Source organism: Paenibacillus glucanolyticus (assembly GCF_037333485.1).
Classification (GTDB): domain Bacteria; phylum Bacillota; class Bacilli; order Paenibacillales; family Paenibacillaceae; genus Paenibacillus_AQ; species Paenibacillus_AQ glucanolyticus.
The window spans coordinates 1,737,516-1,751,566 of the sequence record NZ_CP147845.1 but is presented as its reverse complement, the minus strand read 5'-3'; the positions used below and the strand labels follow the sequence as shown (position 1 = coordinate 1,751,566).

Genomic DNA, 14,051 nt, shown 5'->3' with positions numbered 1-14,051 from the left:
TGATATGTGAACATAAGCGACGACATTCGCCGCATCAAAATGTTTTATCGACACCATAAACATTTTTTTGAAATCACTTACAATTCCATTATACCTATGATATTTCTCATTGTCGAATCATGAAGATGGACGTTTTCGAACTCTTTATCCTTATATTGAAACTCCTCGCATAGGTATAGAATGAGCCCATTCTGCTCGTCCCTGAAGTCAGCCGCAAAAGGAGTGTGATTCAATGGAACGATTGATGCTCAAACGCATCGGCCGTGGAGTGTGGGTGATGTCTTCCATCTTCGTGACTGCCTATTTGATATATGTACTGCTGCCGCTGCTCTACCCCTTCCTGCTGGCCTGGGTCATCGCCTATGCCATGAATCCGTGCGTCAACCTGCTCCAGCAGAGCATGAAGCTGCCGCGCTGGGTGGCTGTCTCATTGTCCCTGCTGCTGTATTTCGGTGCGGCTCTGCTGATTCTGACTGCAGCTGTTACGAGGCTGGTCAAGGAGCTGATCACCCTCTCCCAGTCCTTCAACCTGCATATCGACGCCTGGATGGACTGGCTTACCTCTTGGACGCAAAATGACAGCTTCCAGAATATTGTCAATGAGATCGGCCGCTTCTATCAGAACAACCCCAACTACCATGAAACCATCAATCAAAACGTGACCCGCACTACACAAACCATCGGTACGGCCGTGACCGACCTGGTTACTGGTATTTTTAACGGAATTCTGCAAATTATTTATTACCTGCCGAATTTAGGCACGATTTTCATCGTTGTCCTGCTCTCCACCTTCTTTCTCAGCAATAGCTGGGAGCGTCATAATCGGGCGCTGTTCCGCATGATTCCGGGCGTCATCCATAAACCCATGACCTATATCTTCTCGGACCTCAAAAAAGCGTTGTTCGGATTCGCCAAAGCCCAGCTGATCCTAATATCCATTACGGCCTTTATCGTCATGATCACGCTGTATGCACTCGGCGTCAATTCCGCCTTTGCCATCGGACTTCTGATAGGATTGGTGGATCTTCTCCCTTATCTTGGCGTCGGAATCGTCCTGATCCCCTGGTCGCTGTATGCCTTCATGTCCGATGACCTGACGCTCGGCATCGGACTGACAGTGCTGTACAGCATCATCCTGATCGTCAGGCAGATCATGGAGCCCAAGGTGCTTGCCAGCAGCGTGGGATTAGACCCGCTGGCCGCCTTGTTCGGCATGTTTGTCGGACTGAAGCTGTTCGGCATTCTGGGTCTGATCATTGGTCCGGTTTCACTTGTCATTGTGGATGCTTTCCGGCGGGCCCATGTATTCAAGGATCTCAGGAATTACATTATCGGGGGCAGGGTGAGGTAACTGACCCTAACTTCTCCATGGAGGAGAGATGTAATTTACAGGCCGCTGAGCTCCATGAAAGTGCAGTGCCCCATATAAATAGACCGGCCCCTGATGGGCCGGTCATATATGGGGGAAGCCTTTTTTGGATTTATCTGCGAAAAATCGTAATCTTGCCGTTCTTCATATTTTTCTTCATCCACTTCAGCAGCAAAATTCGGTACAACGGACGGGTCAGTGGAAATACCAGCGTAAATCCGATAATGTCAGTGACAAAGCCCGGCAGAATAAGAAGTACTCCACCTGCAAATATACATAAGCCATCCGCCATGGAAACACCGGGAACCATACCTGAATTCATTCTCTGTTTGGCATCTTCCATCGCTTTGCGGCCTTCAAACCTCATCATAGCAACGCCGACGGCAGAGGTCAGCAATGTCAGAAGAAATGTATTCATACCGCCCACGCGATCCGCAACGAATTGGAAACCAAATATTTCAATGACAGGCACGAAGATAAATGCTGCCAACAACCATTTGAACATGAAGCTACTCCTTCCTCCCCAAGAGGGTGTCCTTCAATGCATCATACAGCTTTGGAGCGCATTTATCCAGTCGAGCCGGCTTCCACTCACGGTTCAGCCATACATGACGGGTTGCCCCTGCGGTTAACAATGCACCGGGAAGTCCGGATTCCGGGAACATCATACTGGCATCCAAATCATCCAGCTCCTGCCCACTCAGTAGACGAACCTCATACTCATAGTGTATTCGAAGCGGAGAGAAAGCAGTCATTCGAGTGAATACCGTAACCAAATCATCATATCGGGCTGGCTGGCGGTACTTGATGTCAAGGTCAACCACCGGGAGCAATACGCCTTCCTCTTCCATTCCGCGATAAGAAAATCCCAATTCACGAATCATTTCGGTTCGACCCATCTCAAACCAGTTTAAGTAGTTAGCATGATATACCACGCCCATCTGATCACTTTCCTGATAACGCACCCGAAAGGATGTCCAGTACCAGCGGCTGGGTCTCCATTCGTCTTTGCTAGGCAATGTCATCACCCCTTATCTATGCAAAAAGCAATGGTCGATAGAGTTCATCGTCCATTGCTTGTATGCAGCTATATTCAGAATCTCGCGATTCCTGTTAATCGAAATTACTTCTGCGCAGGGATTTGATCCACTTTCAGCAGGTTGGTAGAACCGGAACGGCCAAGCGGCACACCTGCTGTAATGACAACAAGATCGCCTTCTTTAACAAGTCCGGACTTCACGCCGCCTTGCAGAGCATAATCAAACATCTCGTCTGTAGAAGAAGCCTGTTCGCCTTTAACCGGCGTCACGCCCCAAGTCAGTGCCAAACGTCTCATCGTTCTGTCTTGAGTCGTTACAGCGACGATAGGAGCCTCTGGACGGTATTTGGATACCATGCGAGCCGTTTGACCGGACTCCGTGGACGAAATGATCGCTTTTGCATTCAAATCGAGTGCGGAGATCGCTACCGATTGGCTGATCGCTTCTGTAACGCTGGTATCCTGCGCGATGCGCTGTTTCAAGAACATTTCACGATAATTCAGTGCAGACTCCGCTTTTTCCGCAATACGGGACATAGTCAACACGGACTCCACCGGGTATTTACCTGCAGCCGTTTCGCCGGACAGCATGATGGCATCTGTACCATCAAAAATCGCATTCGCCACGTCACTTGCTTCCGCACGGGTAGGACGAGGGTTGCGCTGCATGGAATCCAGCATTTGGGTAGCCGTGATAACAGGTTTGCCAGCCAGGTTACATTTTTCGATCATGCGTTTTTGAACCAATGGAACTTCCTCTGCAGGAATCTCAACGCCCAGATCACCGCGGGCAACCATCAAACCGTCGGATACTTCAAGGATTTCGTCAAGGTTATCAACGCCTTGTTGATTCTCGATTTTGGAGATAATTTGGATGTGCTCTCCGTTGTGTCTTTTCAGCAATTCGCGGATTTCAAGCACGTCACTTGCTTTACGAACGAAGGAAGCAGCAATAAAATCGATGCCCTGTTCGATCCCGAAAATGATATCGTTGGCGTCTTTTTCCGTAATTCCTGGGAGGGAAATTGCAACTCCCGGTACGTTAACACCTTTTTTGCTCTTGATGGTTCCGCCATTAACGATGCGGCATCTGATTTCCGTGCCTTCAATCTCCACTACGGTCAGACCGATCAGACCATCATCGATCAAAATCGTCGATCCGACTTGAACGTCTTGCGGCAACTCTTTGTAAGTAATGGACAAACGATTCTTATCACCAAGGATTTCCTCGGTAGTAAGGGTGATATATTCATCTTGTACAAGCTCAATCGGTTCCACTTCAAGTTTACCTGTACGGATTTCCGGTCCTTTGGTATCAAGCAGGATCGCTACCGTTTTGTTCAACTCTTCGCAAGCTTGGCGGATATTTTTAATCCGGTTGCCATGCTCCTCGAAGTCGCCGTGAGAGAAGTTCAGACGAGCCACGTTCATGCCAGCCATAATGAGCTTCTTGGTGTTTTCCAACGATTCACTGGAAGGACCGATGGTACATACAATTTTTGTTTTGCGCATTTTGGGTTTCCTCCGTTTATTAAAGGGTTCTCTATATCTCTTTTTCCAACAACTAAATCTACTACAAAAAATCTCATTTGTATAGGAACTTTGTCATATCGTCACATACTCATCAGACTTTTACAGTATAATGTCTTCCTGTTCCGTCTTTTCGGCCTTCGCAAAATCAAATTCGCCGATCTTGCGGAATTTGCGGTAACGGTCTTCCTTAAGCTCACAGGCGTCCATCACCGACAGCTCCTTCAGCTGGCTGATGAGGGCGCTTTGGATCGCGGCAGCCGTCTCCTCATAGTTCCGGTGGGCACCGCCCTTAGGCTCCGGAATGATCTCCTCAATGACTTCCATTTCGAGCAGATCCTTCGCGGTAATCTTCATCGCTTCCGCAGCCTGATCTGCCTTGGACGCATCCTTCCACAGAATGGATGCGGCACCATTAGGGGATATCGCGGAATAAATCGCGTGCTCAAGCATCAGCACACGGTTGCCTACGGCCATCGCAAGAGCACCGCCGCTTCCACCTTCGCCGATGACCACACAAACAACAGGCACTCCAAGAGACGACATTTCCCGTAAATTACGGGCAATCGCCTCGGACTGACCTCTTTCTTCAGCTGTATTACCCGGATATGCGCCTTTTGTATCAATGAAGGTGATGATCGGACGCTTGAATTTGTTTGCCTGCTGCATAAGTCGCAGGGCTTTGCGGAAGCCTTCCGGATGCGGACTTCCGAAGAAACGGGCGATATTGTCCTTCGTATCTTTGCCGCGCTGCTGACCAACCACCGTAACGGGAATGCCGTCAAGTTTGGCCAATCCGCCGACGATTGCGAGATCGTCCCCATAGAGTCGATCCCCATGCAGCTCGATAAAATCGGTGAAGACCAATTGAATCAGATCAAGCGATGTCGGACGTTGCTGGTGACGGGCCAGATGCATTTTTTGGGAAGGTGAAATCGAAGTGTAAATTTCTTCCTCCAATCGGCTATATCGTTCTTCGAGGCGGGCGATTTCATCCGTGAAATCGATCCCTTTTTCCTGTCCGAATTGTTTCAGTTCTTCAATCTTCTTGCGCATTTCTGCAAGAGGCATTTCAAAAGGCAATTCGCCTGACATTAGAATCCCCCTTTCACGGAATGCATCTCCAGCAGCTTGCCAAGCATGGAGCGCATATCTTTCCGATGAATAACCATGTCAAGCTGACCATGTGCCAGATTAAATTCCGCTGTCTGGAAGTCGTCCGGCAGCTTCTGGCGAATGGTCTGTTCAATAACGATACGGCCCGCAAAACCGAATACGGCACCCGGTTCGGCAATGTTAATATCGCCGAGGGTTGCGAAGCTGGCGGATACGCCGCCGGTCGTCGGATCCGTAATTACTGAAATGTACAGCCCGCCCAGTTCATTGAATCTGGATAGGGCTGCGCTTGTTTTGGCCATCTGCATCAAACTTAGAATACTTTCTTGCATCCGGGCACCGCCGGAGGTAGAGAAAATAATAAGCGGCAAACGCTTGTCCGTTGCAAACTCAATGGCGCGCGTAATTTTCTCCCCTACGACGGAGCCCATGCTTCCCGTGAAGAAATCAAAGCTCATCACAGCCACAACAACGGGCTGGCCCAGGATGGAGCCGTGACCGGTAATAACCGCATCATGAAGTCCGGACTTCATCTTCTGCTGCTCCAGCTTGGCTGCATATCCAGGAAACTGCAGCGGATCCACCGAGATCATATCGGCATCAAATTCTTCGAAGCCTGTCTCATCCAATGTCATGCTAATCCGTTCTATCGCATTCAGACGCATGTGATGTCCGCATTCCTGACAGACCTTCAGATTCTTCTCAAGCTCTTTGCTGTATTGAATGGTGCCGCATTTGGCACACTTATTCATCAGACCTTCTGGAATTTCCCGTTTCGGGCGTTCGCCTTCCTGAGGCTGCCCCGCTGTCCCAAGTCGTTCCGATGGGATCGTTGCGTATTTCCTTTTTTTCTGAAACAAGTCTTTAAACACAACTACACCTCTCCAGCCGTAAATTTGAATGGCCGCCGCAAATAGCACTTCGCCGATCCGTACACTTGCTTCGCTATGTAACCCAGGTGAAACTAGGGGTGCAATATCGAATTCAACACTTCCTGTACTTCCTCAAGCTCTCCGGAGGGTACCAAAATCTCAAACTGCTGTTTGGAAAGATTCACAGGACGGCTTTGAACCAAAAAACCTTCTTCCGTTAGCCTGGTCTTGATCATTTCCGCCACCTTTGCAGTTGGCGCAATATAGATTACCGTCCACATGCCTTTCAGATCCCCCTAATCTCGTCCCACAGGCATATCCTGAGCCGATATAATGGATAATGATAACATACTTCAGTTTTTACCTCAACAAAGAGAGCAGGGGGCTGAAAGCCAAATTTGTACCCTTATGCATCATTCGACAGCACTCGCGATAATCAGTCAGAACCCGCAGAGTAGAGGGCCGCATCGGGATTTCGATGCGCGATCCGCGAAGAAGCGGCAGCGGCAATACCTGCAACGAGATCGTCCAAAAACACATGGATCCCGTCGGATTTATCATTCAACGTCTCAATCACACCCATTTTTTCCTTGTCCAAATAACCGAAACTGGTCAATCCGATCATGCCATAAATGCTTGTGACACCAAGCGCCATGGTCTCATCCACACCGTAGAGCGGTTCATCTTGTTCCATAATCGACTGCAAGGGCTCCGGCAGCAGCTTCTTCTCTGCCAGCTCGTCAAGCGCAATGCCCGTAAACAGCGTATACTGCACTTCCCGCTTGCCAAGTACTGCTCGAACGCTTTCCTCACACTGGTCGATCGTTAATTTCGGATGATATCGCTTCTGAAGCTGAAACACAATATCCGCGATGGAGCTTACGCTGACTCCCCTGCGGCTGAGCATGCTCTCTGCCAAATCAATTGACATCACAAATCCCCCCCGCGTCTCTGGCCGAATTCCCCACTGGATTAAATGTCGTGGAGAGCCTGTTGGGCTGGCGATACTCGGCCAATGTTTCCTGTAGTGTCCTAATTGTATGCGGGAGGGATTAGAAACGTTCTTAAATTTTGATATCATTTTACCTTGACGGTGTCTTGTCCCAGCATGCCCTCCATTTCAGCAAAAAGCTCCTTCGAGGGCTTAATCCGGTAGGCATCGCTAAGTGCAAGGACCTTTTGGCTCCGCTCGTAAAATAACACCGTTGCGACAGGTCCCGGGTGCCGCTGCAGCAGCTCTTTCAGCTTCACCAGCAATTCTGATTGCTCGGCATCGGCTGTTATTTTCACAAACACGCGCTGCTCAGCCTTAGGATTCGCTGTGTCTGTACGAGAATCCTTCTCGGACGCATGGCGGTTGTTTACGGCTTCGTTTCCAAACGGGGTCGTCTCACCGCCATTCATGGTGCTCACCGGTGCCGCGGCCGGCTCTGCCGATGGCACTGCAGTGGAAACCGGCTGTGCTCCTGACGGACCCGGACCCGATCTTCCAGCCCCGCCGCTGCCTGATCCTGGTCCCCCGGCTTTGCCCCTGCCGCCGCCTGCTGCTCCACGGACCTTGCTCCGCTGGACCAGTTGACGCAGCGTCTGCGCTTCAAGCGGCGCCACTTCTTCGGCCAGCAGCTTGAAGCCTTCATCCTGCAGCTGTACCTTGGCCCGTATGGCAAGCAGGGCGCCTTTTTCAATCAGATGCGCGCTTCGTTTCCATACTTCAGGAAAGAGCACAACCTCGCAGCGCTCGATTTGGTCCTCGCATTCCATGAAGGCCATCGCTTTGCCCTGTTTGGTCGTAATCGTCTTCAGCGTAACCACCATACCGGCCACGGCAGCCATCGATTCGTCTGCCGCTTCATGAAGGTCCATTAGCCGGTCGGCCCCCGACTCCGTCAGTGTATCTTCATATCCATCCAGCGGGTGGCCGGACAGATACATACCCAGAAGCTCACGCTCGAATTCGAGCTGCTGACCTGCCGTATAAGGCGGGATGTCAGGATATTCAATGTCCCAATTGGTTGCTTCAACAAAGTCAAACAGCTGAATTTGCAGGTCGTCCCGCTCTTTACGCCACTTCACAGCTGCTTCCACCGTCTCATCCAGCATGGCCACCAGTTGGGAGCGGTGACCCGGCAAGGAATCGAAGGCCCCGGCCTGGATGAGTGACTCGATCACGCGCTTGTTGCATACGCGGAGGTCTACGCGGCGGCAAAAATCGAGCAGACTTTCAAATGGCTTCTCGCGGCGTATCTCCACGATATTCTCAACCGCCTGGGTGCCCACGTTCTTGATGGCTGCAAGCCCAAAGCGAATGCCGCCTTCGGTGAAATGATGACTCCCTTCATCCAGGCTGCCGGATTCAGACTGGCTTACAACCGGCGTAAAATATGTCCCGCTTTCATTGACATCGGGCGGCATCACTTCAATATCGATGCGGCGAGCCTCCAGCACGTATTCTGCAACCTTCCGGTGACTCCCCATAACGGCGGTCAGCATGGAAGCCATGAATGGAACCGGATAATGTGCCTTCAGATAAGCCGTCTGGAAGGCGAGTACGCCGTAGGCGGCAGCATGCGCACGTGGAAATCCATAGTTCGCAAACCGCACAATCATATCGTACACGCGGTTAGCTTCATCCTCGCTATAGCCAAGCTTGAGGCTGCCCGAAACGAAGTGGCTGCGCTCCCGGTCCAGCACCTCGCGCTTTTTCTTCGATACCGCTCGGCGAAGCAGATCCGCCTCCCCGAGAGAGAAGCCCGCCATCGTCGAGGCAATCTGCATGATCTGCTCTTGATAGACAATGATCCCATAAGTATCGCCAAGTATTGGAATTAGATCCTCATGAGGGTACTCAGGATCTATCTGGCCGTGCTTAACCTGGATAAACCTCGGTATAAATTCCATCGGACCTGGTCGATACAAGGCGACCACGGATACGATATCCTCAAACGCCGAAGGCTTCAGATCTTTCAGCACCCGCCTTACACCTGCGGACTCAAGCTGAAATACGCCCGTGGTTTCGCCGCGCCCCAGCATTTCGTACGTGTTGCCATCGTTATCCGGTATCTGTTCGAAATCAAGCGCCCCGCCGGTCAATTCTTGAATCCATTTCAGCGTCCGCTCGATGATGGACAGCGTCCGCAGACCCAGAAAATCCATCTTAAGAAGGCCCACGCTCTCCAAATTCTCCATGGAATACTGCGTCAGCGCTGTCTTCTCGCTGCCTTCCTGCAGCGGCACCGCATCCGTCAGCAGATCGCGTGAAATAACGATACCCGCGGCATGCGTCGAAGCATGCCGCGGCATACCTTCCACTTTCATCGCCATGTCGATCAGCTCGCGCACCTTCGGTCTTGTTTCGTACTGCTCCTTCAGCTGCGGGCTTTGCTCCATCGCTTTGGCAATACTGATGCCAAGATGGTTAGGAATCAGCTTGGCCGCTTTGTCCACATCCCCGAACGGCACATTCAGCGCACGGCCGACATCGCGTACAGCCGCCCTTGCCGCCATCGTACCGAACGTGATGATCTGGGCGACATGCTCCTTCCCATACTTATCCACCACATAATCGATAACCTCATCCCGGCGCTCGTCACTGAAGTCGATATCAATATCGGGCATCGTAATCCGCTCCGGGTTCAGGAAGCGTTCAAACAACAATTTATATTTCATCGGATCAACATTTGTAATCTGAAGGGTGTAGGCGACCAAGCTTCCCGCCGACGAGCCCCTGCCGGGCCCAACCGCGATGCCCTGTCTGTGGGCGTAAGCAATAAAGTCCCATACGATCAGAAAATAGTCGCTGAAGCCCATATTCTCGATGACGCCGAGCTCATAATTCAGACGCTGCTCCAGCTCACTCCGAAGTGCCTCATCCTGCCACCGTTCCGTAATCCCGTAGCGTTCCTGCAGTCCGTTCAGGCAAAGCTCGCGCAGATATTCCGCAGCATTCTTTCCCTCGGGGAGAGAGCTGTACTCCGGCAAAATCGATTTGCCGAATTCGAGCTCCAGATTGCATTGGTCCGCAATCTTGGCTGTATTCTGTATCGCTTCCGGCACATGGGGGTACAGACGCTCCATTTCACTGCCGCTCTTGAGATACAGCTGGTTGGTCTGGATCTGCAGCCGGTCCTCGTCCTCCACCGTTTTGCCCGTACCGATACAGATCAGAACGTCTTGAACCTCGGCATCTTCCTCCGTGAGGTAATGCACATCATTGGTAGCTACGAGTGGAATACCCGTCTCACGGCTGAGCGCGATGAGCTGCGGATTGACGCGCTTCTGCTCCGGAATCCCGTGATCCTGCAGCTCCAGGTAATAGTCATCTCCGAATATCGCCTGGTAACGAAGCGCTGCTGCCTTGGCTTCCGCTTCACGTCCATGAAGCAGATGCTGCGGGACCTCGCCTCCCAGGCAAGCACTGAGGCATATGATGCCTTCATGATGGGCAGCCAGCGCCTCCATATCGATTCGGGGTCTGTAATGGTAACCCTCCAGATGCCCGATCGAACAGAGCTTCATTAAATTGCGATAGCCGACCTCATTCTTGGCGAGCAGAATCAAGTGATAGATCGGCTGATCCTTCCGGCTGCCCCGTTCCTTGCGGGAACCCGCCGTAATATAGGCTTCGCAGCCAATAATCGGTTTAATGCCCTGCGCCAGGCAGGCTTTATAGAATGGAATGGCCCCATACATCACGCCATGATCCGTCAGCGCCAGCGATTTCATTCCAAGCGCTGCCGCTTCCCGCACCAGGTCACCGATACGTGCCGCTCCATCGAGCAAACTGTATTCACTATGCACGTGCAAATGCACGAAAGAGCTCATCGTAACGCCTTCCTTTCGCCGGTACATTTATATTTATAGTCAACCCGGGAATATCTTTAAAAGTCTTTATTCCATTTTATCATAATCATGCTAGGCCCGCCCATAGAATGAGACTAGGGAGAATGTGGACAGGCGGCTGCCGTGATATCCACCTAAGAAGAGAGGAGACATGAGGCGATGAGCATTTTTTTATCAAAAGCGATCCTGGACTTTTTTATAGCCTTCGGCATCGTCCTGGGGGGCGCTATGGTGGGAGGCGTGGGTGCCGTGCTGTCCCTGCAGCCCCCCACCCATACCATGCTGGAGGTCGCAGACCGGATCAAGATATGGGCGCTTGCTGCCGCCATCGGAGGCACCATCGATCCGATGCGCGTCATCGAGAGCAATATGCTTGGCGGCAATTTATCCCCTGCGATCAAGCAAATATTATATCTTGGCTTTGCATTTCTCGGAGCGCATATGGGCAGCGAACTCGTAAAATGGGTTTGCTCCAGCCGGAGCTAGCCTATGCGAGTGCCCCCAGCCCACCGCTTTCGCCCCTTCTATCAGGTTGCTTCCATCTTCGTGCTGGGGATGGTCGTCGGCAGCATCGTCTACAACTCGATCTACCACGCAAGCTACACTAAACTGTGGGAAACGAATCAAGCCCAGCAGCTCCAAATCACGCAGTATAAAGAAGATATCGATTCGTTAAAAAAATACAATAAACAATCTACGGTCATCAAGGAAATCAAGATCCGCAGCGAGCAAGACGCCAAAGCCCCTCTTGATCCCGTGATCAGCAAGGATATCATAAAACTCATGGGGGAAGATCTGGCAGCCCTTCGCGGCCGGAACGTGTTTGATATCGATACGGACAGCAAGCTGACCCGTTCGCTCCTCAGCGACAAAATTTACAACGTTCGCGATAAAGATTACAAAGTCCAAATCAAGACCATGCTGGTCATGGAGGGTGTGCTGCAAATCTGGATCAGCATTGACCATCTGGATGCAAAGTCAAGCATATCATGATACAATACCGTTATCGTAAATGATCGAATCGTATATGCTGTGCTGCATCGTGAGCACATAGCCGAACTAAAGGAGCCTTCCATGATAACCGTCATTCACTACGTCCTGTACATTATCCTTGTCTTGTCCGTAATTGCCGCTGCGCTGTACAGTATTCGTGCTCGCCGAGTGGCCGATCCGGCTGATCGCGGACTATATATGTCCATGATGAACCTCTGCATGGGCATTATGCTGGTTTCCCTATCGCTTATCTGTATGTTTTTGTTCAGCGGCTCCACGCCGGCCGTTATTGTAGAGGCCGCGTTTATGGTGCTTGGCGCATTTAATATATTTGCCGGGCTTCGAAGCCGCACCTATTACAACAGGCTGAAGAATTCCCGGACTGCAAGCTGAGTGAATTAAGCTGAAGGGGCATCCCGTCAGGTCATAGCGACCTATGGGATGCCCCTTTATATTTCAAGCGTTTGTATTATCCATGATCGATGGCCTGCATCGTCATGACCGCTTTGGCAATCAGACTGGATTGATGCTGGATTTCGATCTCCATCTTGCAGGTGCGCCGGCTGATTTCCAGCAATTTCGGAATAATGACGATGGGATCCTCAATCTGCACGGGCCGGATGAAATAGGTCGACAGATGATCCAATACATGATCCCACCCGCTGATATCCTTGGCAGCCTTGACAGCCGCCTGACTCATCACCGTTGTGAGCACGCCTTGAGAAATCGTACCGAGATCCGTGGCCATCTGGGGAGTAATAAAGCCGTGGAAAAACAAATGCCCTTCCTCATCCCGATCCTCGGCAATGCCATTCCAGATCAGCTGGTCAAACGTCTCTCCAAGCTGAGGCTGGTTTCGGGCATCGCGAAGTGCGCCAAGCACCTCTTTTCGGGTGACGGTTGCGAGCAGCTTGCGGTTCCTATCGACAATCGGGAGAAAATCGATTCCCTCCCACATCATAATCTGTGCCGCTGAAGCGAGGGACGTCTTCAAACTTGCCGTTACCGGATTGCGGGTCATTGCTTTCTCGATCGGCTGGGATTCGGCCAATCCCTCCACATCCCGAACCCCGACGATGCCGATGACCCGGTTCCATTCATCGGTTACCGGATACCGAATCTCTCCGGTCTCCTGGATAATCCGCTTAAATTCCTGAACGGTAACAGAGTTTTTCAACTGGTGATTCTTGGGTTTATCATGAGCAATATCCTCGACCAGCATAATTTTCTTCTTAATTAAACGGTCAAAAATGGCGCGGTTAATCATGGAGGCTACCGTAAACGTATCATGTCGGGATGATATGATGGGCAGGTCCAACTGGTCTGCCAGCTGCTTCACTTCACGGCTCGTACCGAAACCGCCCGTAATCAATACTCCCGCTCCCTGCTCCAATGCCAGGAAATGCGCATCCTCCCGGTTGCCAACAATCATGAGGCTTCCCGCATCAATATACCGGATCATCGCCTCTACCTTCATGGCACCTATCACATATTTGTGCAGGCTCTTGTTCAGCCCTTCCGCACCGCCCAATACGTGCCCCTCCACAATTTCAACAACATCCGCAAACGTAAGCTGCTCCGATATGTTCCGCGGCTTGCGTTCAACGCGAACCGTGCCGATCCGTTCCTTGGTGACCACGATGCCCAGGCTTTCCGCTTCCTTCACGGCACGATAAGCGGTACCCTCGCTCACCCCCATCTCTTTGGCTAATCGGCGGACGGATATCTTGCTCCCAACCTTCAAACTTTCGATATGCTGAACCAACTGCTCGTGTTTTGTAATCGTATCATCTCGAACGTCCATCTGTTACACCCCCGGAACACTATCTGTACCATACTGTATCTATTATATCACGTCCTAACAAGCTCCCATACCCGGCCAACGCAAAAAACTCCCCTGCGGATACCGGATGGGTGCAGCCATCCAATCCGCCCTAGGGAGTTTATTTGTTCTTGTCGCGGTACTTATCGTCCCCTGCTATTAATTCGCTTCCTAGCTCTTCTGTTCTTCAGGCCATTTCAGTTCCCATTGATGCATTTTTTCCTTACGAATCTCATCAAGTGCTTTCTGTTTTGCATCATCAACACCGATAAGGTAATAGAGATGCGAGCCGATAACGAGCAGGGCAAATCCAGCCCAGACTGCACCGAACAGAGAAACCCATGAGAACCCTCCTGTGAAAGAAATGCTAGGAAGGGCGTATATCAACATGCCCAGTGCGACCAACAAATAAGCCGTGTGCTTAAACTTGTTCTTCTTCTTTTTCATTGTAAACGCAGCTCCTCTACTCTC

General features: G+C 51.2%; 14 protein-coding genes. 4 read left to right on the top strand and 10 right to left on the bottom strand.

The annotated features are described in order from the left end of the window. The first annotated feature begins 232 nt into the window (after positions 1-232). A complete protein-coding gene (gene ytvI, locus WDY75_RS08580; protein WP_006212038.1) occupies positions 233-1,351 on the top strand; it encodes a sporulation integral membrane protein YtvI in 1,119 nt (372 codons plus the stop codon). Between the two features lie 130 nt (positions 1,352-1,481). On the opposite strand, the gene WDY75_RS08575 is transcribed toward ytvI, so the two are convergent. The 8 genes from WDY75_RS08575 to WDY75_RS08540 form a co-directional block, all read right to left on the bottom strand. Next, on the bottom strand, positions 1,482-1,874 hold the full coding sequence (locus WDY75_RS08575) for an FxsA family protein (RefSeq protein ID WP_036643301.1): 393 nt from the start codon (positions 1,872-1,874) through the stop codon (positions 1,482-1,484). A 4-nt stretch (positions 1,875-1,878) separates the two neighbouring features. Beyond that, positions 1,879-2,394, bottom strand: a complete 516-nt coding sequence (locus WDY75_RS08570) for an acyl-CoA thioesterase (RefSeq protein ID WP_036643303.1) — start codon at positions 2,392-2,394, stop codon at positions 1,879-1,881. A gap of 98 nt (positions 2,395-2,492) precedes the next feature. Then, complete coding sequence (gene pyk / locus WDY75_RS08565) at positions 2,493-3,920, bottom strand: pyruvate kinase (RefSeq protein WP_006212041.1); 1,428 nt, start codon at positions 3,918-3,920, stop codon at positions 2,493-2,495. A gap of 120 nt (positions 3,921-4,040) precedes the next feature. Beyond that, positions 4,041-5,033 carry an acetyl-CoA carboxylase carboxyltransferase subunit alpha gene (locus tag WDY75_RS08560; protein ID WP_036643304.1) on the bottom strand — a complete coding sequence of 331 codons (993 nt, stop codon included), beginning with the start codon at positions 5,031-5,033 and terminating at the stop codon, positions 4,041-4,043. Then, positions 5,033-5,926, bottom strand: a complete 894-nt coding sequence (accD, locus tag WDY75_RS08555; protein WP_006212043.1) for an acetyl-CoA carboxylase, carboxyltransferase subunit beta — start codon at positions 5,924-5,926, stop codon at positions 5,033-5,035. The genes WDY75_RS08560 and accD overlap by 1 nt, the downstream gene beginning before the upstream one ends. Positions 5,927-6,018: 92 nt before the next feature. Continuing rightward, complete coding sequence (locus WDY75_RS08550; protein WP_006212044.1) at positions 6,019-6,207, bottom strand: hypothetical protein; 189 nt, start codon at positions 6,205-6,207, stop codon at positions 6,019-6,021. Between the two features lie 155 nt (positions 6,208-6,362). Further along, the gene (locus WDY75_RS08545; protein ID WP_006212045.1) at positions 6,363-6,857 is read right to left on the bottom strand and encodes a phosphatidylglycerophosphatase A; all 495 of its coding nucleotides are present in this window, start codon (positions 6,855-6,857) and stop codon (positions 6,363-6,365) included. 146 nt (positions 6,858-7,003) lie between these two features. After that, a complete protein-coding gene (locus WDY75_RS08540) occupies positions 7,004-10,747 on the bottom strand; it encodes a DNA polymerase III subunit alpha (protein WP_063480363.1) in 3,744 nt (1,247 codons plus the stop codon). Positions 10,748-10,924: 177 nt separating this feature from the next. Here WDY75_RS08540 and WDY75_RS08535 point away from each other — a divergent pair, with 177 nt between their 5' ends. The 3 genes from WDY75_RS08535 to WDY75_RS08525 all read left to right on the top strand — a co-directional run bounded on the left by WDY75_RS08535 (position 10,925) and on the right by WDY75_RS08525 (position 12,151). Then, positions 10,925-11,251 (top strand): YtrH family sporulation protein, encoded by a 327-nt coding sequence (locus tag WDY75_RS08535; RefSeq protein WP_006212048.1) that lies wholly within the window; start codon positions 10,925-10,927, stop codon positions 11,249-11,251. 3 nt (positions 11,252-11,254) lie between these two features. Beyond that, on the top strand, positions 11,255-11,758 hold the full coding sequence (locus WDY75_RS08530) for a hypothetical protein (RefSeq protein ID WP_063480364.1): 504 nt from the start codon (positions 11,255-11,257) through the stop codon (positions 11,756-11,758). 81 nt (positions 11,759-11,839) lie between these two features. Continuing rightward, positions 11,840-12,151 carry a YtpI family protein gene (locus WDY75_RS08525; protein WP_006212050.1) on the top strand — a complete coding sequence of 104 codons (312 nt, stop codon included), beginning with the start codon at positions 11,840-11,842 and terminating at the stop codon, positions 12,149-12,151. 76 nt (positions 12,152-12,227) lie between these two features. Here the strand turns inward: WDY75_RS08525 and WDY75_RS08520 are convergent, their stop codons facing one another. Next, positions 12,228-13,562: a DRTGG domain-containing protein gene (locus WDY75_RS08520; protein WP_006212051.1), complete on the bottom strand. Its 1,335-nt coding sequence runs from the start codon at positions 13,560-13,562 to the stop codon at positions 12,228-12,230. Positions 13,563-13,751: 189 nt separating this feature from the next. Beyond that, positions 13,752-14,027 carry a hypothetical protein gene (locus WDY75_RS08515; RefSeq protein WP_063480365.1) on the bottom strand — a complete coding sequence of 92 codons (276 nt, stop codon included), beginning with the start codon at positions 14,025-14,027 and terminating at the stop codon, positions 13,752-13,754. Positions 14,028-14,051: the final 24 nt, after the last annotated feature.